This window comes from Halodesulfovibrio oceani subsp. galateae (assembly GCF_055397225.1).
On the sequence record NZ_AP042453.1, the window covers coordinates 2,589,953 to 2,611,936 of the forward strand.

At 46.2% G+C, this 21,984-nt stretch carries 22 protein-coding genes; 14 read left to right on the forward strand and 8 right to left on the reverse strand.

Translation table 11 applies throughout. The features are described from left to right. Positions 1-59: 59 nt before the first annotated feature. From proB to ACZ5V1_RS11695, 5 genes are all read right to left on the reverse strand, one after another. Positions 60-1,202, reverse strand: coding sequence for a glutamate 5-kinase (gene proB / locus ACZ5V1_RS11675; protein ID WP_464388983.1), 1,143 nt, complete (start codon positions 1,200-1,202; stop codon positions 60-62). Positions 1,203-1,216: 14 nt separating this feature from the next. Continuing rightward, positions 1,217-2,335 (reverse strand): GTPase ObgE, encoded by a 1,119-nt coding sequence (gene obgE, locus ACZ5V1_RS11680; RefSeq protein WP_464388984.1) that lies wholly within the window; start codon positions 2,333-2,335, stop codon positions 1,217-1,219. Positions 2,336-2,728: 393 nt separating this feature from the next. Next, the gene (rpmA, locus tag ACZ5V1_RS11685; protein WP_160712818.1) at positions 2,729-3,004 is read right to left on the reverse strand and encodes a 50S ribosomal protein L27; all 276 of its coding nucleotides are present in this window, start codon (positions 3,002-3,004) and stop codon (positions 2,729-2,731) included. Positions 3,005-3,029: 25 nt separating this feature from the next. Beyond that, on the reverse strand, positions 3,030-3,338 hold the full coding sequence (gene rplU / locus ACZ5V1_RS11690; protein WP_464387255.1) for a 50S ribosomal protein L21: 309 nt from the start codon (positions 3,336-3,338) through the stop codon (positions 3,030-3,032). Between the two features lie 1,927 nt (positions 3,339-5,265). Further along, on the reverse strand, positions 5,266-7,623 hold the full coding sequence (locus ACZ5V1_RS11695; protein WP_464388985.1) for a nitric-oxide reductase large subunit: 2,358 nt from the start codon (positions 7,621-7,623) through the stop codon (positions 5,266-5,268). Between the two features lie 256 nt (positions 7,624-7,879). Here ACZ5V1_RS11695 and rfbA point away from each other — a divergent pair, with 256 nt between their 5' ends. Next, a complete protein-coding gene (gene rfbA, locus ACZ5V1_RS11700; protein WP_373794446.1) occupies positions 7,880-8,746 on the forward strand; it encodes a glucose-1-phosphate thymidylyltransferase RfbA in 867 nt (288 codons plus the stop codon). Between the two features lie 118 nt (positions 8,747-8,864). Here the strand turns inward: rfbA and ACZ5V1_RS11705 are convergent, their stop codons facing one another. Continuing rightward, on the reverse strand, positions 8,865-9,005 hold the full coding sequence (locus ACZ5V1_RS11705) for a hypothetical protein (protein ID WP_464388986.1): 141 nt from the start codon (positions 9,003-9,005) through the stop codon (positions 8,865-8,867). Between the two features lie 186 nt (positions 9,006-9,191). On the opposite strand from ACZ5V1_RS11705, the gene rlmD reads away from it, so the two are divergent. From rlmD to truA, 11 genes are all read left to right on the forward strand, one after another. Further along, positions 9,192-10,592 carry a 23S rRNA (uracil(1939)-C(5))-methyltransferase RlmD gene (rlmD, locus tag ACZ5V1_RS11710; RefSeq protein WP_464388987.1) on the forward strand — a complete coding sequence of 467 codons (1,401 nt, stop codon included), beginning with the start codon at positions 9,192-9,194 and terminating at the stop codon, positions 10,590-10,592. A gap of 354 nt (positions 10,593-10,946) precedes the next feature. Continuing rightward, positions 10,947-11,222 carry an AtpZ/AtpI family protein gene (locus ACZ5V1_RS11715; RefSeq protein WP_464387259.1) on the forward strand — a complete coding sequence of 92 codons (276 nt, stop codon included), beginning with the start codon at positions 10,947-10,949 and terminating at the stop codon, positions 11,220-11,222. Next, entirely contained in the window at positions 11,197-11,628 is a 432-nt protein-coding gene (locus ACZ5V1_RS11720) for an ATP synthase subunit I (RefSeq protein ID WP_160712808.1), read from the forward strand. Before ACZ5V1_RS11715 ends, ACZ5V1_RS11720 begins: the two co-directional genes overlap by 26 nt. Before the next feature lie 3 nt (positions 11,629-11,631). After that, on the forward strand, positions 11,632-12,333 hold the full coding sequence (gene atpB, locus ACZ5V1_RS11725) for a F0F1 ATP synthase subunit A (RefSeq protein WP_160712806.1): 702 nt from the start codon (positions 11,632-11,634) through the stop codon (positions 12,331-12,333). A 78-nt stretch (positions 12,334-12,411) separates the two neighbouring features. Continuing rightward, complete coding sequence (locus ACZ5V1_RS11730) at positions 12,412-12,720, forward strand: ATP synthase F0 subunit C (protein WP_160712804.1); 309 nt, start codon at positions 12,412-12,414, stop codon at positions 12,718-12,720. A gap of 91 nt (positions 12,721-12,811) precedes the next feature. Continuing rightward, on the forward strand, positions 12,812-13,456 hold the full coding sequence (locus ACZ5V1_RS11735) for a redox-sensing transcriptional repressor Rex (protein ID WP_066855414.1): 645 nt from the start codon (positions 12,812-12,814) through the stop codon (positions 13,454-13,456). Positions 13,457-13,592: 136 nt separating this feature from the next. Continuing rightward, positions 13,593-14,531 (forward strand): SAM hydrolase/SAM-dependent halogenase family protein, encoded by a 939-nt coding sequence (locus ACZ5V1_RS11740; RefSeq protein WP_464388988.1) that lies wholly within the window; start codon positions 13,593-13,595, stop codon positions 14,529-14,531. Positions 14,532-14,533: 2 nt separating this feature from the next. Continuing rightward, a complete protein-coding gene (locus ACZ5V1_RS11745; RefSeq protein ID WP_464388989.1) occupies positions 14,534-15,271 on the forward strand; it encodes an adenosylcobinamide-GDP ribazoletransferase in 738 nt (245 codons plus the stop codon). A gap of 124 nt (positions 15,272-15,395) precedes the next feature. Then, a complete protein-coding gene (fliJ, locus tag ACZ5V1_RS11750; protein ID WP_464388990.1) occupies positions 15,396-15,830 on the forward strand; it encodes a flagellar export protein FliJ in 435 nt (144 codons plus the stop codon). Further along, a complete protein-coding gene (locus ACZ5V1_RS11755) occupies positions 15,757-16,482 on the forward strand; it encodes a MotE family protein (protein WP_464388991.1) in 726 nt (241 codons plus the stop codon). Before fliJ ends, ACZ5V1_RS11755 begins: the two co-directional genes overlap by 74 nt. Positions 16,483-16,485: 3 nt before the next feature. After that, positions 16,486-17,259, forward strand: coding sequence for a tRNA pseudouridine(38-40) synthase TruA (truA, locus tag ACZ5V1_RS11760; RefSeq protein ID WP_464388992.1), 774 nt, complete (start codon positions 16,486-16,488; stop codon positions 17,257-17,259). Between the two features lie 228 nt (positions 17,260-17,487). Here the strand turns inward: truA and fliM are convergent, their stop codons facing one another. Both fliM and ACZ5V1_RS11770 read right to left on the reverse strand, forming a co-directional pair. Further along, positions 17,488-18,468, reverse strand: coding sequence for a flagellar motor switch protein FliM (gene fliM / locus ACZ5V1_RS11765; protein WP_464388993.1), 981 nt, complete (start codon positions 18,466-18,468; stop codon positions 17,488-17,490). Between the two features lie 217 nt (positions 18,469-18,685). Continuing rightward, complete coding sequence (locus ACZ5V1_RS11770) at positions 18,686-19,138, reverse strand: hypothetical protein (protein ID WP_464388994.1); 453 nt, start codon at positions 19,136-19,138, stop codon at positions 18,686-18,688. A gap of 168 nt (positions 19,139-19,306) precedes the next feature. On the opposite strand from ACZ5V1_RS11770, the gene ACZ5V1_RS11775 reads away from it, so the two are divergent. After that, on the forward strand, positions 19,307-20,848 hold the full coding sequence (locus ACZ5V1_RS11775) for an ASKHA domain-containing protein (protein ID WP_464388995.1): 1,542 nt from the start codon (positions 19,307-19,309) through the stop codon (positions 20,846-20,848). Beyond that, positions 20,845-21,972: a small ribosomal subunit Rsm22 family protein gene (locus tag ACZ5V1_RS11780; RefSeq protein ID WP_464388996.1), complete on the forward strand. Its 1,128-nt coding sequence runs from the start codon at positions 20,845-20,847 to the stop codon at positions 21,970-21,972. The genes ACZ5V1_RS11775 and ACZ5V1_RS11780 overlap by 4 nt, the downstream gene beginning before the upstream one ends. Positions 21,973-21,984 lie beyond the last annotated feature (12 nt).

Genomic DNA, 21,984 nt, shown 5'->3' on the forward strand with positions numbered 1-21,984 from the left:
AAGGCAAATACATCATAAAAAAAGCCCTGCCACGTTTGCGGCAGGGCTTGAATTTCTTTTTAAACTACGGCGTCCATGAGTAGGTTGTCACGGTGAATTGCTTCCGTGTAACAACTGGCTCCCATAATCGCTTCCAGTTCATCGCTATGTTTACGAAGAACCTTTTTCAGATCACCGGATGCATAGTTAATCAGCCCCATACCAATGACTACGTCATTTTCTGAAACAACACGAACTAGTGCCCCCTGACTGAACACGCCTTCTACACGGGTGATTCCTGCCGGAAGCAGGCTTTTACCACGCTCAACAAGCGCTTTTTCAGCACCGGCATCCACAACCACTGAGCCTTCTGGGTCAGAATGATATGCGAGCCAGAACTTACGGCTGGAAACCTTTTTAGTATCCGGACAAACCCATGTACCCATTTTTTCGCCTGAGAAAGCACGCACAATGGCATTCTTTTGCAAACCTGAGATAATGAGTGTCGGAACACCAAGCTGCGCCGCACGACCGGCAGCAGTCAGCTTTGAAAGCATACCACCGGTACCGACGGTAGTTTTACCTCCGCACATAGCCTCGAGATCAAGAGACTGAATATCTTCAATCACCTCAATAGGCTTTGCGTTCGGGTCGCCATCAGGGTTGGAAGTATATACACCTTTTGCAGAAGTCAGGTTGATGTATAAATCTGCATTCACCACGTTCAGGAGCAGTGAGGCCAAGTTATCGTTATCCGTAAATGCCAGCTCCGCGGTTGCGACAGTGTCATTTGCGTTTACGATCGGGATAGCACGCCATGCAAGTAACGACGCAAAGGTGTTACGGGCATTAAGCAGACGGTTACGGTCTTTCAAGTCATCACGGGTAAGCAAAACTTGTGCAGACATTTTTCCGTTGGCAGTGAACTCTTCATTGTAAAAATGCATGAGTCGCCCCTGACCTACAGCAGCGGCAGCCTGCTTATCCGGCACGCCTTTAATCTCACAACACGTTTTCAGAACAGTTCTGCCCGCTGCAACAGCACCGGAAGATACCAGTACAACCTGCGTTCCGCGGTCATGCAACTGCGCCAACTGACGTGTAAGATTTTTAATAACTGTAAGATCTACTCCCAAACCGGAAGTAAGGACAGCGCTACCAACTTTAACAACAACACACTTAGCCCGGTTCAGAACCTGCTCGCGCTCCTGTTCCCAATCCATGATTCACCTGCGATTTATTCTTCAGTCACCCATACAACTTCTACATCGGAGAAGTCTTCTTTTTCCTCTTCTTCGTCCTCAAGATCCCATGTACGCGCGGTGTTAACCGGTGCGCTCATGTCGAGAGTATCACGAAGCTTCCACATCTCTTCAACAACTTCTTCCACACCAACATTGTTAAGTGCAGACATAAAGTAGATGGTTCGACCATCCTCAGCAGCTTTTTCTTTAAGATGCTCCACAATCTCTGCGTCAGCAAGGTCAATTTTGTTAATAACCTGAATCTGCAAGCGATCGCCGAGAACTTCATCGAATTTAACAAGCTCTTCGTTGATAAGGTCAAAGCCGGACCAAGGATCTTCGAGGTCAACGTCTTCAACACTGAGGATATGAACGAGGAAACGGGTACGCTCAACGTGCTTCAGGAAACGATGACCAAGACCCTGACCTTCGTTAGCACCTTCAATGAGACCCGGAATATCTGCGATAACCATACGCTGGTCAGGATCGAACTCGTTGATCATTACCCCAAGGTTTGGTGTAAGAGTCGTGAATGCATAGTTTGCAATCTTTGGACGAGCTGCAGATACTTTTGAAATAAAGGTAGATTTACCAGCGTTTGGAAGGCCGAGAAGACCTGCATCAGCAAGGATTTTAAGTTCAAGGCGAACCTTAACAGCGTCACCCGGTTCACCCGGCTGGGCAAAACGTGGAGTACGCATTGTTGCTGATTTAAAAAATTCGTTACCGTGACCACCACGACCGCCGGCACAAAGAAGAATCTCTTCACCGGGCGTGGAAAGGTCAGCCACGAGTTCTTCTACACCATCTTCACGAATAGCATAGAGGAGCGTACCAACTGGCAGATCAAGAATAAGATCTTTACCTTTACGACCATACATCTGGCTACCGCCACCGGAATGGCCGGTTTCTGCCGCGTAGTTACGCTTTAAGCGAAAGTCGTACAGGGAAAGCAGTTTAGCGGAACCGCGCACATAAACGCTACCGCCGTCGCCGCCGTCGCCGCCGTCCGGTCCGCCTTTAGGAATAAATTTTTCTCTGCGGAAAGATACGGCGCCGTTACCGCCGTGGCCGGCACGAATATTGATGATTGCTTCATCTACAAAACGCATAATTAGTTGCCTTACCTTAAGACTGTTGACAAATCCCCTTCTGCACAGGCGCTAGACCTGTTCAGTGCAAGATACGAGAAAAAGTCTGGGCGATACATAGATATTCTATGTGAGCGTTGTTCTTTTTACAAAGTCACGCAAGTAACCGTCTGTAATTATTTAAGCAGAACGGGAACATATGCCCTAGGGGTTTGCCGCAACATGCGGCTTTGCCATCAATCTATCTTATGGTTAAATTTTTGCGAAATTGTATCGCATGTGCCTGCGTGCGTACAGGGTGAGACGCAGTATAATGAGTACGAAAACTTCGTCCGCAGTAAAACCCGCTCTATACACAAAAAAAAGGCGGAAGCGCATTGCGACTTCCGCCTGTAAGGTCACTATAAAAGTGGATTACTCAGCAGCTGCAAATGGAACAATGCATACGCGAGTTTTCACAGCTTTCTTGCGCATGTACTTTTCGTACTTAACTACGCCGTCAACCTTTGCGAACAGGGTAAAATCTCTACCCATGCCTACGTTTTCACCAGGGAAAACTCTTGTGCCGAGCTGACGAACAAGGATGTTGCCTGCAAGAACACTCTGACCACCGTAGATTTTGACGCCACGTCGTTGGCCGTTTGAATCGCGACCGTTCCTGGTACTACCACCAGCTTTCTTATGAGCCATGATTTACACTCCTTTCAAAAATTTACTAGGCTTCGATGCCTTTGATTTTAAGAGCAGTGTATGCCTGACGGTGACCCTGCTTTTTACGGGAGTCATGACGACGACGCTTTTTGAAGATGATGATCTTCTTGCCACGGCCATGCTCAATCACTTCAGCGGTAACTTTAGCACCTTCAACGTAAGGAGCACCTACGGAAAGCTCATCACCACCAACCAAAAGAACTTTATCGAGAATGATTTCGCTACCAGCTTCTGCTTCGAGCTTCTCAACAAAAATTTTTCCGTCTTTTTCAACACGGAACTGCTTACCGCCAGTCTCGACGATTGCGTACATAATATTTATCCTCCAAAGAAAGAAAGGTAGACGATACCTCTTTCCAAGGAAAGGGTGTCAACCTGGTTTGCTTTTTAAGAGCAATATGTCAAAAGGGAAGCAATGCCCTATCATGCGGTTTCTCGATTGACAAGTATCTATTTACTCTTTTCGATCGTTTCAGCCAAGAAAAAGTTAAATACTCCGCGTTAGATGGGACGTTAAAGACGCCCCCCTATTATCTTGCTTATTTTGCCTCTGAACATATCATTGCCGCTAAGAAAATTTATAACTGACAGCAACATACGGTTTTAGTAATCACTAACTGAGTGTGTCTCATCTCGTGTCCGGAGAGAAGTACCGCACCAAGGCCCTCCCCCAAGGCTTTTCTCTCCGGACCCTGCAAGTAATAGGGATCGATCCTTATTTCTATATTTGATAGCCCCGAGCATAATCGGGGCTATTTTTTTGCCCTTTACCCTGCGCCCATGGGAATTATACACCGTTTAAGCTCACTCCATGAAAAATCAATGGGACAGATTCCATCCAGAACGGGCGCAGACGCGACCTATATATTGATAAAGCACTACCCGAAAATTCACGCTATCATCACAAAAACTATTTGCTCTTCGAGACACCAGCCAAAAGCCCTTTTCTGTGCCCAGCCGAGCTATGTAACTGCACTGCTATGACGTATTCTTTTCTACGCCCTCTAGTTCGCTGTATTTTAATGCTCAACTTCAGAAATCCATTACTTTGAGATTGAAGCATCGCATTCCAGCGCTATTTCATTTTGACACGGCAGTTTTGTATTACAACAATCCTCTGTGTCCCATTATCCAATTAAACATGTATCGACACGAATATGAAGTTGAATGCGTTATGGCTATGAAACAATACCACTTCATGAAAGCAAATAAGCCAATCGCAGCAACCCCCTGTGCAATGCGCGTTTGGAACCTGTTACATCACCGCCAAATGTACTTTTGAAAATTCTTCAGCTGAATTAATCTCTCCTGAAAAATTTTCGTTTCAAAAAACTCAACAATGGAACATATGATCCAAAAAGCTCAATTACTGTATCTCGTTGCTGCGAAAACGCACAACGCACAACACTCCTTTAAGTAGCTTGTTTGTTTAACAAAATAAAATATTCGGAACATGCTCAAGCTTGTTTCTGCACACACTAAAAAACTACACTGCAAGCATTATATCAACCTGATGCAACACGGCATTGCAGCGCACAATAAAGAAATGCACACTCACTTATCAAGACCGCGCACTTATCTAAATAACAACTTCACATTCCTTTTCTGCCGTGTCTCATTGATACACTAAACAGGAAACCGCTTCCAAAGCGTGAAACAGGTAGTAACAAAGTTTCATTTTTTAAAACAAATATGTGCAATGTTTTCGGATAAATATAAATTAGCATGGCAAAACTAATGAAACTGTGCGGTTTTTACTGCTTGCATCTTGAAAAAAATAGCCGTATCTAGCACTCACATTATTGAGGTGCAGCACTGTTTGTTCCATACAGACAGGTGCCGACCCAAACGGAAGCGACTAACTCCACTTAGTTCTCTCACCGTTACACCCGATAATAGAAATTTGTAAGACCCGTGTTATTAGTGGCCTTAGTATAAGATGAGATACGATAACGAATTTTCTACTAGGCATATCCGGTTCTTCTCCACTTACCGGATAACCGCACACTAGACACCTGTCTAACATTTAGCCCGCTTTCGTGGCAGAAAGCGGGCCTTTTTTTGTCTAATGTTCATTGAACAACATTGACGCAATTGCATCCATCACACCATCCTGCCTACATACATCAACATATTTCCACACAGAAACAGCACTGCGCTCAACGTCTCTTGCACCGCATTAACACGCTGTCTCCATCCAAACACTGACTTGTTTGCATGCAAAGGCAATCAGTTTTCATTTAATGCACTGTTGTTCCATTTTTCCGATAAGACCAACCAAGTTTCAATCCTACGACAAATATTCCTATGGCCAATGCGCCGACTGCAAAAACAGTATCACCTATCATACGCATCCAGCGTAGCAATGCCATCAAGTCTGTCTGCAAAAACTCAGCGGAACGTGCGTACCAAAGGCCATGCTCAACGCTTGCCCATGTCTGCAATAATCCCACAGGAAGCAATGACAATAGCACTTCCAGTATCAATCCAATATTCAATGCCCAAAATCCGAACATCAAAATGTGTATATTCCATTTGCGGCCTGGGTCATACGCTTTGAAGCAGAATAGCATCAATGCAAGCCCCAACATTCCGTACACACCAAAGAGGGCTGTATGAGCATGCACCGGAGTCGTATTGAGTCCCTGCATGTAGTATAGCGCAATCGGCGGGTTAATGAAGAAGCCAAACAACCCTGCTCCTACAAGATTCCAGAAAGCTACTGCAACAAAGAAGTAGATGATTACACGGTAATCCTGAACCCAACCTTGGATTTTTGCGATACTCAGATTCTGCAAGACTTCAAATGCAATCAATATGTACGGAACAACTTCTAAAGCACTGAAGACTGCGCCAAGCGAAAGTACTGAAACGCTGGTTCCCGTAAAGTACAGATGGTGGAACGTGCCGATGATACCACCTGTAAGAAATACGATTGTGGAAAAAATGACGGCAAAGGTGGCAATTCGAACACGCAATAATTGTAAGCGCGTAAACAGGAAAGCAATGACCACTGTTGCAAAGACCTCAAAAAAGCCTTCAACCCACAGATGGACAACCCACCAGCGCCAATATTCTGCGATGGCTAAATGAGTCTGCTGTTGCCACATCAACCCTGCGCCATAAAACATGGCGATCGCCGCTGTGGAGAGTAGGAACATAATGAGCAGCTGTCTTGAGTCATTCGGTATTTTAACCGCAGGCCATAGGGCACGGGTCATAAGCAGGAACCACAGAATCAAACCGATGAATAGGAAAATTTGCCAGAAACGACCCAGATCAACATACTCATATCCCTGATGCCCGAACCAGAAGTTCATGGTAAGCCCCATCTCCTGACGGGTGGCGTACCATGTCCCAAAAAGTGTTCCGGCAACAATAATGAGTAGACATATAAACAGGAAATTTACTCCTGCTCGCTGCCACGGTGGTTCATATCCCGAAACAGCAGGTGCTATAAACAACCCAGTTGCCAGCCACGCTGTCGCAATCCAGAAAATTGCGCATTGGAGATGCCATGTACGAGTAACGGAGTACGGAAGATAATCAGCGAGCGGAATGCCATAAAAGCCCTGCCCTTCAACTCCATAATGTGCCGTAAGAGCCCCCATTCCTATTTGTAGCAGGAAAAGAGCAACCACGACCCAGAAGAATTTGATTGTTGCCCGCATGGACGGCGTCGGCTTGAGAGGAAGAAGAGGGTCTGTGTCCGGTGGATTCGGATCATCACCATGTTTTTTATTCAACACAGCATAGTACCAAGCAAGCAAGGCAATACCCGCTAAAAGGAGAACAAAGCTAATTACCGACCATACAATAATTTCACCAGACGGCCTATTGGCGATTAGCTCTTCAGCAGGCCAGTTGTTTGTGTATGACACAGGAGCAGCCAGTAAGCCTCCGGTAAGTGCAGCTTCATTTACGACGTCTTGTGGCCGGGCTGCTGCACATGCCCAACTTGCCCAGAAAAAAAAAGCCCCGAGCTTCCTCAGCCGCTCTTTTCCTTCTACAGTATTGTTTGCAATGGCGTAAGCTTTACGCAAATCGCGTGGACTTTTACCTGCATCCGCAAAAGGCTTTACGTCAGGGTCAAACTCCATCGCGTCAGAAAAGATCGCACCGTAATAGCGCGTCATAGCCTTAGCGGCCTTAACTCTGTCTTCAGAAAGAGTAAGGCGACCGGTAGCTTCGTCATAAGTATTGGTTCTAAATTCTTGAATAAGACGTGCCTGTAGGCTTGCCTGCTCTGCAGGGCCCAACGAAACATACGGACGATGGAAGGAAGATTTCGACCAATTTTCCAAAGTGTACAGGCACTCACGGTGCAGCCAGTCGGCTGTCCAGTCTGGAGCAACATATGCGCCGTGCCCCCATACTGAACCGACTTCCTGACCACCCATCGACTGCCAGATATTCTGACCATCCAGAATATCCGCGGCTGAATACAGAACTTCTCCTGTTTCTGCCACAACACTATCCGGAACAGGCGGTGCCGTTTGATAGAGTTTTACGCCCTGCTGAATAAGCACGGCAAAACCGATAAATACTACAATGCCTAAGATCACCCAGAGCTTTCTGTTTCCAGTCTGATGCTCCATGTGTAACTCCCGTTAACGCCACCGTCCCCCAGTCCGGCAACATCAACAGTGTATACTTTTAATTCAACCGCACAGACGAACCATACTGAATATTTCTTATTAGGGATAGGATAGTTCCTAATATTTCGGCTATTTTTCTTGAAAAAGCAGGTTCTACATGCACAAAAAAGACTATCGCAATAAAATCAGTTGCGAATGCGCGATGCAGCACGTAAAAACAAATCCAGATTATCCCGACGAATAAGGAAAGAATTTTATGAAAGGCATTATCCTCGCTGGTGGCTCCGGCACCCGACTATACCCGATCACTCGCGGTGTATGTAAGCAATTGCTGCCAGTATACGACAAGCCGATGATATATTATCCGCTCTCTACGCTTATGCTCGCGGGCATTCGCGAAATTTGTATTATCTCTACGCCTGAAGATCTTCCTCGATTTAAAGGAATGTTCGGAGACGGTTCTCAACTCGGACTGAAACTTGAATACATAGAGCAGCCGAAACCGGAAGGTTTGGCGCAGGCTTTCATTCTTGCTGAAGATTTCATCGGTGATTCTTCTGTCAGCCTTATCCTCGGCGACAACCTCTTCTACAGCGACGGTCTGACCGAAATGCTGGAACGTTGTGCCGCTACGACCCACGGCGGAGTCGTGTTCGGATACCATGTACAAGATCCAGAGCGCTATGGCGTTGTGGAATTTGATGCAGACTTCAACGCATTAAGTGTTGAAGAAAAGCCTGAAACCCCACGTTCTTCCTACGCGGTAACCGGCTTGTATTTCTTTGACAACCGTGCTGTGAAGTTTGCCAAACAGGTTAAACCATCACCACGCGGTGAACTTGAGATAACTGACATTGTGGATATGTATCTGCAGGAAGGGACTCTTAAAGTGGAAGTGCTTGGACGGGGCATGGCATGGCTGGACACTGGAACATTTGATTCCATGCAGCAGGCATCATCTTTTGTACAAACGGTACAAAGTAGACAGGGTCTGAAAATTGCCTGTATTGAAGAAGTGGCATTTTTTAAAGGCTACATTGATAAAGAGCAGCTACGCATCTTGGCTCAGCCAATGCTGAAAAATGATTACGGTCAATATTTATTGCGACTCGTAGAAGCGTAGGTTTTTAAAATAAAAAAAGAAAAAAACCGTTACGTAATTGCCAGTACGTGACGGTCTTTTTCTTTGTAGACATACTTATCGGATACAACCGCAAAACGGGGCATCCTTAATCGAAATTCTAATGATCGAGATGTTCACCTTTTTTCACGCGGTAGATCGCAGTGGAAAAAATGACCACAAAGTAAATAAAAATAAGGCCAACGCCCACAAAGCCCTGTGGGGATGAGTGCATCATGCCTTCAAAAAGCTCACCTAACATAGCTCCACTCCTTTACTCTTTCCTATAACCCCTGCAACGCAAAAAAAGTAGTTGCGCTATTTAGTAAAAATGTCAAGATCAGTTTTGTAAAACCAACGATACTTTTTTGCCGTGATCCCTTGTGGCACAAGGCATACCATTTTTTTATAACCTTTTCTCCTATTTTTCATTTTACCGGATTTTCATATGACAACCAAAGACTCACAGTTCGCTACGGGCGACACCCTTACCGTGACCATCGACGCGCTCGCAACTGGCGGGAAAGCACTTACACGTTTAGACGGCATGGTAATCTTCATGGACAGAGGTCTCCCCGGCCAAACTGTTGAAGTAAAGATTACTAAAAAGAAAAAAAGATTTGCAGAAGCAGTGATGACTAAAGTTATTACCAATGCTCCTTACCAAATCACTCCACGCTGCGCCCATTTCGGCACATGCGGCGGCTGCCTCTGGCAGAATATGGAATACAAAAAACAGCTCGAATGGAAAAAACGTTTCGTATCTGACAGCCTCAGCCGCATCGCCGGCACTCAGGATCTCGAAATTAAAGACACCATCCCATCTCCAGATACGTTTTACTACCGCAACAAAATGGAATTTGCTTTCGGCGAAAAACAGGGCAACATCACCCTCGGAATGCGCCGTTATGCGACCCACAACGTAGTAGATTTGCAGGAATGCTACCTGCAGACAGAACATACAGTAGAAATTCTTGCTCTCGTTCGCGAATTCGTAAACGCAACCCCTGCACTTACTGCATACGATGCAACTGCTCGTCACGGGTACCTGCGTTTCCTCGTTATTCGTGAAACCAAACACACCAACCAGTGTATGGTGCAGGTAATTACCGGCAAGGACACCACCAACAGCGATTCTCAGCATCGTGCTATTCGCCAGCTTGGTCAGCTCCTTCAGGAACGTATGAATGTAACCACATTTATTCACTCCCTGCGCACACACACTTCACAGGTGGCATACGGTGAAAAAACATATGTTGTTCTGGGACAAAAATCCCTTACCGAAGTTTTAAACTTCGAAAACGGCATGCGTTCCCTTTCCCTTACATCCCACGCAGACGGGTTCTTCCAGGTAAACACAGACGCAACAGCACGCCTTTACGGCACAGCTATTGATCTTGCAGAGCTTAGCGGCACTGAAAAAGTATGGGATCTTTACTGTGGTGTAGGCGGACTCGCTCTTGCAGCTGCACCTAACGCGAGTGATGTTTTCGCTATGGAACTCAGCCCGCAGGCTATTTCATCAGCAAATGAAAATGCACAAATCAACAACATCGAGAATGTTCGCTTCGTCAGCGGTGACGTACGCAGCGCGCTCAAGGATGAAAAATCCCAGCCAGACGTTGTTTTCGTTGACCCTCCACGCTCCGGCATGAATGCGGAAGTTGTGGAACTGCTTATGAAACGCGCTCCGAAACGCATCATTTACGTTTCATGCGACCCTGCAACTCAAGCACGCGACATCGCCACTTTGAGTGGTAAGTACACCGTTTCAGCGGTTCAGCCTGTGGATTTATTCCCGCAGACTGCGCACATTGAAAATATCGTACGTCTTGATCTTACAGACTAGAATATAAAGCAAAAAAAGAGTGAAGCAACATGCTTCACTCTTTTTTTATGCCCAACGTACCACCATTCCTTTCTGTAGCGCTCTAAAAAAATATCAGTTTCCTTCAGATAAAATTCGAATTCTTTTTTCGTTTTTTTCTCCCTCTTTTCAGAGGCAAAAGTGTTGCAAGAGTTACTTGAAAAACACAATTGGTTGCATACTCAACCCGCTTATTTTGTGTGAAAAAAAGAACAAAAAAGCAGCTTCACACGTTGACGCAGGGTACCGTGCGTGATAACTCCAAATCAACTTGTGAACGATTGCACGAAGTGGTCCAGCTTACGCAGCACTTTCGCATGCTAAGGGAAATCATTTATGGTCGTTAAGAAAGACAAGGGAGCTAATCCCGGAAAATACGTTGATACCATGGGAACAGTCGGAACGATTGGTCTGCACATGGTGTCTCACCCCGCTGTGGGGGCGGTGGCCGGTTATTATCTGGATGATTGGTTAGGAACGAAACCTTGGATGTTCATAGTATTTTTGATTCTCGGCGTAATTGCCGGTTTCAGAGCTGTGTATGCTGATACTAAGAAGGTAATGAGGAATCAGGAAAAAGAAGAGAATGAAAGATTTAAGCGAAAAGATTGAAAAGCGTCTGTACTTCAAAGGATTCAGACTGCCTGATATCCGATCGATTCTTCGGATCCAGATTCAACTCTGCGGCATTGCCATTGTTACAGCACTTTGCACGGTCTGGTTTAGCGTGTGGCCAATTACATTTGCAATTGGGGCAGTAATAGCCACGTTAAGTTTCTTTTCAATTGCCAAGTTCATACAGCAAATCATCTTGCAAGAATATGATCGAAGCATGCTGACTGGAATGCTATTCAGATTCTATGGGCGCCTACTTATCGTAGGAGTGGTAGTTGCCGCTCTTATCGTAAAGGTACACGTTCCTATGATGGCACTTGTGGCCGGTTTGGCGACAAGTATGGTAACGATGCTCATCTGGATGATTTCCAGACAGAATGAGCGGAAAACCAAGGAGGCTTAGGATATGGCAAGTGGTTTGCCTCATCCGGTGTTGCTCGCGCCTGCATTAGGCATGGACAGCATTGAAATCATGGGGAAGGTAGTCAATTTCAGCCATGTGTTTTACACATGGATCGCTATGGCGATTCTGTTTACTTTGGCCTTCCTTGTACGTGGACAAATAAAACTTGTTCCCGGAAAGTTACAAAACGTTTTCGAGGTCATCATTGGCGGTCTCGAAGATTTCGTTGTGAGCAACATCGGTGAAGACGGAAGAAAAATCTTCCACGTCCTTATCGCTCTGTTCCTCTTTATTATTACAATGAACCTCATGGGCCTTGTGCCGGGCTTCGATGCTCCGACAGCGAACGTTAACACGAACGCAGCAATGGCTCTGTTTACTTTCGGTTACTACAACTGGGTTGGCCTCAGACGATGGGGTCTCGGTTACATCAAACACTTCTGCGGTCCCTTCTGGTGGCTGTCTCCGTTGATGTTACCGTTGGAACTTATTTCTCACTGTGCTCGTCCACTTTCTCTGACACTCCGTCTTTTCGGTAACATCAGAGGTGAAGAAATTGTTCTGATCCTGTTCTTCCTGCTTGCACCTATCGTAGGTACTATTCCGATCTACTTCTTGTTCGGTCTTGCTAAGTGCTTGCAGGCATTTATCTGGTTCATGCTCAGCATGATCTACCTCAAAGGCTCACTCGAACACGCGCATTAGTCCGCATGTTCCGGCCTTATTACCGGGGGAAATGGTCTTTGACCAACTAACATAAAATAATTTTAGGAGTGTTTCAAAATGCGTAAGTTTCTTATGATTGCTCTCAACACCGTTGCTCTGATCTCTATCGCTGCTGTAGCATTTGCAGCTGATGGCGCAAACACATACGGCGACCTCGTATACTTCGGTGCTGCACTCGGCATGGCTATTGCTGCTGCTGGTTGTGGTATCGGTCAGGGTCTTGGTCTGAAAGCTGCTTGTGAAGGTACTGCACGTAACCCAGAAGCATCTAACAAAATTACCGTTGCTCTTATTCTTGGCTTGGCATTCGTAGAATCCCTCGCTATTTACGCTCTCGTTGTTAACCTTATGCTTCTTACTGCATAAGCTTACGACTAGCCTTTTAGAGGAGGCCGTTACTACGGCCTCCTCTTTTTACCTTAAACTATGAGAATTATTTCACAAATTTGGAGCGCTCATGCCTCAACAAAAAAGTGAACATATCCCAAGAGCGACCATTCAACGTCTGGCCGTATATGTTCAAGTGTTGGAAAATCTTCAGCGCGAAGGTACTGAAGTTATTTCCTCAGAGCCGCTTGCAAAAGCGTGCAATGTTAACGCTTCACAGATACGTAAAGACCTTGCTTACTTTGGCGAATTCGGTGTGCGTGGTGTTGGTTACTACGTCAAGAATCTCATCGCTTCTATCACTAGCGCTCTTGGTGTTGATAGAGAATGGCGAACCGTTCTCGTTGGCGTAGGTAACCTTGGTAAAGCTCTTTTAAATCACAAAGAGTTCCGTCTTCGCGGTTTTAATATTGTTGGCGCATTTGATTGCGACCCATTCAAAATTGGTGAAGAAGTATCAGGCCTAGAAGTTGTTTGTACTAAACGTTTACGCGAAATGATTGGCGATAACGGCGCCGAAATTGGTATCATTACCACTCCGCCGGAACGCGCCCAGCGTGCTGCTAACCACCTTGTGGAAGCAGGCATTAATGGTATTCTTAACTTTGCTCCGTCTCGCATTACCGTGCCTGACCATGTAAATGTTGAATACGTAGACTTTTTCCACCATTTGTACGCACTCTCATTCAATATCACTCATCCGAATACTAAATAGTGCATTTGGAAACGTATTAGATTACAGCGCTCGCTTACCGGTCGAAAATTTTTTTCCTTTTTTACCCCGTATACTGTTGTGTACGGGGTAAAAACGTTATGATGGGGTCTGGCTTTCTACTTTCTGGAGGAAAAACATGTCTCTTAGCTTTTTTCTACTCACAGACTTTGGTAGTACAGATCCTTACGTTGCGCAGATGAAAGGCGTGCTCAGCACACTTGCACCGCAACATCAAATTATCGATATTACACACGACATTGCGCCCTATAATATAGCGCAGGCAGGATACTTTCTAGACTCAACTATTGAGCATCTGCCGTCTCACTCTGTTACCATTTGCGTTGTTGATCCGGGCGTAGGAACTACCCGCGATATCTTATGTATGGTATTAGATAACAAAGCCGTTCTCGCTCCAGACAATGGTTGCTTATCGTTCCTACACGCTCGTTTTCCTGATGCGCCTATTTATCGCATCATGCAGCACAATCTCCCCCTTGAACATACAGCCTCTTCTTGTACTTTTCATGGTAGAACGCTGTTCTCTCCGCTAGCGGCTGACCTTGCTCTGCATATTGAGCAAATTCCATCCTATATGGAGTGCACCAGCCCTACGCCGTTCAGTAAAAATTCTACGCAGGATTGCAGACTGGAAACGTTCCCGCCACAGCCTACAAAGACTGATTCTATTCTTACGCCGTACATGAAACGTTACGGACATCAGCTCACAGACACTATTGTCACTCTGCCGGAGTATATGCCAAAAGAGCATGACAATATGATTGAAACTCATGTGCTGCATATAGACCATTTCGGCAACATTATCCTCGGCCTACCAAGCGAAGAATGGCGTCAACGAATTGCGAACGGTGGGGAACTGACTCTGTACACACAGACAACCCGTCCGCTCAGATTCATCTCCGCCTATGCTGATCTGACAGAGAATCAAATTGGTGTAATCTGCGGTAGTCAGGGATATTTAGAAATTGCTTGTAATATGTGCTCAGCAGCGCAGTTCATCAACCTTCAGCTTGGCGAACTCATTAAGATAGCTCTCTCTGATCCGCCTGAGATGTAATAATGCTGACTCGATTCTGGACTGAATATATGACGGCGCTCAGTTTTATGACACGCCTCGGTTGCGCGCGCATGTACTCTAATGAGGAGATTGCCGCTACTATGCGTCAATTTTATGCTGTCGGACTCACTGTCGGGGCACTCATAACCCTGCCCTTCGCACTCGGTACCTTTTCTCAACATCCTTGGGTTCAAGCATGGCTTTGGGTGTTTCTATCCATATGGGTAACACGAGCTCTTCATTGGGACGGGTGGGCTGACATCTGGGATGGATGGGGAAGCTGTGCACAAGGTGAACGATTCTGGCAGATTGTTAAAGACAGCCGAGTCGGTGCCTTTGGTGCTATCGCAATGGTCATCGGAATTCTCGGGCAAACACTGCTTGCCCACGAGTTGTTCCTGCTCGGAAACTGGCAGGTACTTATCTTTGCGCCTATAGCAGGACGCGTAGCAGCTGTTGTGTTAGGTGGATTAGGTGATGCACCAAAAGCATCCACACAAGGGCGGCTTTTCCTTCAGGGCGCTACCCGATCTACCATAATGATACAAACAGCACTCACTGTTATAACAGGCTTCTTTCTTTGCGGCTTTCTTCCAACCGTGTATACAGCCTTGCTCTGCGCTTTCCTGCTCTGGTCATATCTGCGACTGGCAAAAGTACAAGGCGGCATAAACGGCGATTTCCTTGGTGCTGCTGTTGTAGGCGGTGAACTTGCCGCCATGCTTGCCTATCTTATGTAATCTCCATTTCTTTCTATCAATTCTTTCCAACATCCATCATTCCGGCCACTTCGGCACGGAACATGCTATAACCAGTATACATCTAGGTAACATGTCATTCAGTTGACACTACTAGGAAGGGGTTATGGCACCATTCAAATTCAAGTTGCAGCAGGTGCTCGAATACCGAACGCAGCTGGAAGATCAGGCTAAGCTTGTGCTTTCTGAAGCGCTACTCAAGTACGAAAAACAAGTACGACGTGTTGACGGATTGCGGGATTCGCTTGCCGACAATCTGACGCTCATGAGCACAACTTCGGACCCTGCTCAAACATGGATTATCCGCAATTTCCTGCAAGGTTTGCGTCAAGATATTAGCACTGCTGAGCATCGTCTGCTTACTATTGCACAGGAACTGCATTCTGCACGGCAAGATTTGACTGAGAAAGCTCAGGAAAAGAAGCTACTGGAAAAACTTAAAGAAAATCAAGCAAAGCGGCACGCACATGAAGAAAAGACCAAAGAACAACACCAGCTCGACGAAACAGCAACCCTTAGGTTCAAAGCTCAAGCTTTCTAAAATTTGCAAGCTTCTTGGTTGCGCAATTCTGTTCAAACTCATTCTCGTAGGCTCTATTGTTTTCGATGCTGACACACAGATTGCTTCTATTTTGCCAACAAGTACTACAAAAAATGTAGCAACCGTGGCAGAAAAAGCATCGCTCACGCTTGAAGAACGCTTTGCACAGGTCAAACAGAGCTTGCCAACGTCTCCGGCAACGCTTACTACCAGCAAAGCGCATGCAGAAGAAAAAGAAGCCCCTAAAAAACCTGCTCCAAAGCCCAAAGCTGAATTGGATTCCATGACACGCGACCTGCTCAAAACCAAACAGGTTGAGCTGAACAGACGTGAACAGGAACTCTCAAGACTTCAGGCAACCATCGATGGAAAACTTGCTAAATTGCAAGCACTTGAAAAGCGTCTTCAGTCTATGCTTAAAAACGCAAAAGAGACTCAGGACAAAAAGATGAAGCACCTTGTAGATGTGTATTCCAACATGAAAGGAAAACAAGCTGCACAGGTTCTTGAATCCCTCGATGAACAAATTTCTGTTAAAATCTTGGCTGGCATGCGCGGACGAAAAGCAGGTGAAATCCTGACATTTGTTAGAGCGGACAAGGCTGCACGTCTTTCCGAAGCACTGACAAATATGCAGTTACCATTTGAGTAGAGAATGCCTCGCATAAAAATTACTGTCGCCTATATCGGTACCCACTACGTGGGGTGGCAAATTCAACCTGCCAGGGTTGAACATCCGCAGCCGACTATCCAAGGCGAAATTGAAAAAATTCTGACCGCTGTCACCGGCACTCTTGTTAGAGTGCATGGCAGCGGTCGCACTGATTCCGGCGTTCACGCGGACGCTCAGGTCGCGCATTTTGATCTGCCGGAAAAATGGGCAACAGTTAACTGGCAAAAAATTTTTACAACAAAATTGCCACACGACATTGCTGTAACTAGCGTAGCCATCGTGGATGACGATTTTCACGCCCGTTACGATGTTACAGCTAAAAGCTACACCTATACCCTGTGGCTTAATAAACACTATATCCTGCCTGCCCGTTATCCATTTGCATGGAAGATAGGCCCGCTGGATATTCCTGCCATGGAAGCTGCTGCAACCTATTTATTGGGTGAGCACGATTTCGCGACCTACCAGAATGCCGGATCAGATATTACAAACACTGTCCGCAACATTACCAGCATCACCCATTCGTGTCCGGATTACGCACAACATGATATTTTACCGGAAGAGCTTGTCTGGACATTTGAAGCTTCCGGATTTTTAAAACAAATGGTTCGCAATCTTATGGGAACCATCGTTGCGTGCGGAATGCATAAAATTGCGCCGGAATCCATACCGGAAATCCTTGCAGCAAAAGACAGAACTGCGGCACCTGCTACGGCACCTGCATGTGGACTGTCCATGCATAAAGTCTTCTACTAAAACACGCGACATCCCCATCCTGCCTGCACTTTCAGGCATGTCTCTTTCCTATCACACGTCCTTATTTCTAGTCTTTAGACAAACGAGAAGGCCGGATAAATCCGGCCTTCAGTTGAACACGCATAACCATTTGTCCAAGATACGCGCACCGTGCCCTCTGCACAGTATGGAATTACTGTACGGTTGTTGACGCATTGTAGCTATTACATTTTTAATGATAATTGCTAGCTACGTGTAGCTTGGCTCTTCTTCTTTGACGATTTGGAACGCCTTGTTTGATTTTACAGTGCCACAAATCCCATGAAATTTTTTAACGCCAGCAATCGTGGCTTCAAGCAGATCATCTGTGTCTGTATCCAACAAGAGGACATCGCCTATTTTAAGACGAAGCAGCTGGTTACCTGTAATTTTTGATTCACCAAAGCGAATTTTCATGTCTACAGGAGTCTCAAGCAAACGTTCTTTAAGACGGGAAACCCAAGCATGGTCAACTTCCAGACGTTCTGTCTGGAAACTTGCATGTAGCTTGGAACGAATTGGTTCAATGGTTGCGTATGGTAAACACATAATCATCGATCCGATAGCGCTTTCCAGCTCAACCTCAAAGGTAATGACAACTACTACGTCACTCGGTGGTACAATTGCCGCAAACTGAGGGTTAATCTCAGAGCGTACAAGCTCCAGATTAACTTCGTGAACAGGACGCCAGCTTTCTTCCATGTTATCCAGCGCAATTTTGATAACGCGGTCAACAATGGCTTGCTCAATGCGTGTAAATTCACGACCTTCAATTTTTGGCTGACTACCCGCACCGCCGAAGAAGTTTTCTACCAGCGCAAATACAAGTCGGGAGTCGACAACCACTATGGCGTTACCACGTAGCGGTTCCATTTTAAAAATATTGATACTTGTCGGAACAGGCAAGGAACGCATAAAATCGCCGAATTTCGTCATATCAATCGAAATAGGGTTCAATTCAACACGCTTACGAACAGCGTTTGAAAGTGCGTTAGTGCACAGACGTGAAAAGCGGTCGTTTACAATCTCAAGAACCGGCATACGGCCACGGATGATCCTGTCCTGATTGGCAAGGTCAAATGCCACAATACCAGTTTCATCTTCCGGAATATCCGATTCACTTTCGATTTCGCCGCCGGATAATCCCCGCAGCAGAGCATCTACTTCGTCTTGTGCTAAAATCTTATTCATACGTCCTGTATCTCCGAAAACCTGTATTCAGAACCAGCGCAAGGCACATGGCACGCAATCAGGTAGGAATTTTTTGACACAACATGTGTCTGGTTAGATTTTATGCACTATTAATGCCAAGACCTAGCCCAAACACGTTGTAGAGTGCAGCAGCCCATATGGATGCATGATAAGCAGACATAGCCATATCCACAAAGCACGCTAACAGACTATTTTCTTAAGGATATTTTGCTTTTACAAAATCTACATCATGCTGACTTGCATAGCCGAGCATAACAATAGTTTCTGCAACTCCATAGGGACAGGAAGTTGACCTGCGATATTTTTTGACCCTGTCCAGATCACGTTCAGTGATTATTTTTTGACTTACCAGTTCTTGCTCGAACGTTCCGTGTGCTCCGCTGGGGGTACTGGGACTTGCATCCATTTCCACCTCCTTTTGCGAGCTACTTTCAGCTCTCGCCATGCGCAATTTACTAATTACAATCTTCTTCTCTTCACGCTTGGAAATAAGCGCTGCCTGCAACTCAGTAACTTCAGCATGTAACGCACGTCGTGCTTTCTTTGAAGCGTAAATTTTGTCTTTCATTTTGGCTGTAGCAAAAAAATTGCATCCTGCAGCCAAACAGACAAAAATAAGACCGCAGAATCCTAATACAAGCAGATCCATTTCCACCTCTTTTCATAAACGTTAGGCTGAGGACAATACACCCCACTCTATACTTTAGTGAAACTAGGGCAACTTACCTGCTTTCATGCAGATTCTCAACCTTCAAGATTAAGCGTAAGAAGAGTCCCGCTTTCAACCTGACATGTTTTGTGGCATGGTCTTTTTACTATGCAGATTACCATCATTGATTACACCGGTCGGAAAAAGTCCCTTCACGTTTCTCAGGCAGAGCCACGTACTTTGGCTCAGGTTATTTTTACCAGCGGACTTGTTCTTGCCCCACCCCTCTGCTCAGGATTGGGTCAGTGCGGAAAATGCAGAGTACGCTTCGTGGAAAATGCCCCCTTACCTGTTGGACCTGACACACTCATCTTTAAAGAACATGCTATTGACGCGGGCTGGCGTCTGGCATGCAGGCATGAACCAGAAGACGGTATGATCATTGAAATACCGGAGAATACCTACGTTAGACATGTCGAAATTGCGGAATCAAGCAGCAAAGCATTACACCTTGCTGTAGACCTCGGCACTACCAGTATGCACTGGTCACTGCTTGATGGTGAAAAACGCATTGCTTTCGGCTCTGAACCTAACCCGCAGATGGGCGCTGGTTCTGAAATCATGTCGCGTCTCAGTTTTGCCGCTACAGAATCCGGCAAAGAAATTTTACAAGACCTTGTTGTCAGCAGAATTGCAGAACTTATTACAGAGCTTACACAAGATTCCTTCGGAACTGTTGAGACTATTGCTGTTGCAGCAAACCCTGCAATGACCTACCTACTTCTCGGGCTTGATACATCTTGCCTTGCCACCGCGCCTTACAACCTTACATATAAGGGCGGCAGCATAGAAAAGATTGGAAACTTACCACCAGCATACATTGCGCCACTTGCTGCGCCGTTTGTAGGCGGAGATTTGACCGCAGGGCTAGTTGCGGTTTTGAAAAAAGATCCGGAATACCCGTTCATCCTTGCAGACATGGGTACTAACGGCGAATTCATTCTCGCCCTCAGCCCTGACAACTACCTTGCAACCAGTGTAGCGCTCGGGCCTGCATTGGAAGGCGTTGGTTTGCATTATGGTGCAACAGCGGCAAAAGGTATTGCGACATCATACAAGTTAACCCCTACCGGTCTTGTTCCGTCTGTTTTGGATGCAACCTACGCAGACGGTATTAGCGGAACAGGGTACCTTGCACTGATTCACGCATTACGAAAAATCAATTTTATTTCCAACGACGGACTGTTCATAAACAAGCAAACTCAAGGATTGGGTGAGCGTCTGGCTGAACGTCTGGAGATTCGTCACGGCATCCAGCATTTGGCACTGCCTGACAACATGTTCCTTTCTGCAGAAGATATTGAAGAGTTCCTCAAGGTTAAAGCAGCGTTCACGTTTGCCTTTACCCGTATTTTGGAAACCGCTGATATTTCTGCAGCGCAATTGAAAAATATTTATCTTGCCGGTGCTCTCGGAGAGCATGCCGCAGTGCAGGATCTTGAAGGATTAGGATTCATTCCGGCTGGAATGGGCTCCAGAGTGGAAGCTGTAAACAACACCTCCCTGCAGGGAGCTGAACTGATGCTTATTGACCCCACCCTACGCAGCATGGCAGAAAGCCTGACCGCAAACTGTGAAGCCGTTGATCTCACCGCAGACCCCGACTTCACGCAAACATTTATGCGCCACATGCGCTTTACATTTATATGAGCACAGTTCTTTTATTCCCGACAGCAAAAATTCGTGACACCTTAGAAGGTTACGAAAAAGTTTTAAATAAAGCGCTGCCTATTAAGGCAGCGCACAAGCGCGATCTCCCTTATGCTGTGGCAGATCTTTCACGCACGCTTACAAACGAACGTGGCGGTATGCGAGCCAACTACTGGTCTACCCCGCGTACACTTTCTGCGTACATTCGCTTTTTCCTTCCTTGGAACTTGTACAGACTGTCTTGGCTTTTGCCGCAGCTGCACATTCCACTGAAGAACGGCGATACCATATTAGACTTAGGCTCCGGCCCGCTTACCTTTGTGCAAGCATTGTGGCTCAGCCGTCCTGACTTACGTAACAAAGATCTTACGTTCATCTGCACCGACGTGGCTAAAAAGCCTATGGAGCACGGTCGTAGAATCTTTGAAGTAATGGCAGGTGTTGAACCGGGTCAAGGCCCTTGGAAGATCAAACTGGTTCGCGAAACTCTCGAAAAAAGTCTGCGTCATAACCACGGCAGAATGGCCTTAGTTACGGGCGCAAACGTGCTTAACGAGCTTTCCGCAAACCGTGGACAGACAATGGAAGACCGCTTCTTCGACCTTGCCCACAACATGGCAAGCGCCTGCAAAGAAGACGGCTCTGTCTTATTCGTTGAACCGGGCACACGCCTTGGTGGCAAAATTATCGGGCTTACCCGTGAAGGCCTTCTTGAAGAAGGCTACCGACCGCTGGCTCCATGCCCTCATGACGTTGAATGTCCAATGCTCGACCGTAGCGCAACAAGCTGGTGTCATTTCAACATGACAGCAGATCATGCGCCGAAATGGCTGCGCGAGCTTACTCAGCGTGCCCGTATGAACCGCAAAAACGTTAGTCTCAGCTTCCTGCTCGCTAGCAAAGCTGATCCTGAATACGCGGAAAACGTACGTGTACTGTCCGATCCGGTAATTATTCCGGGCAGGCAGCAGAAAGCTCGTTACGCTTGTTCTAATAAAGGTATTGCTTTGCTGCACGAAGCTGAGAATTTCGAAAGCGGCAGCCTTGTTAATGTCGAATGGCAGGACAAACCACGAGTAGATGCTAAATCCGGTGCTTTGGAAGTATTCCCGAGCCGTCGATAGTTATATTATAGG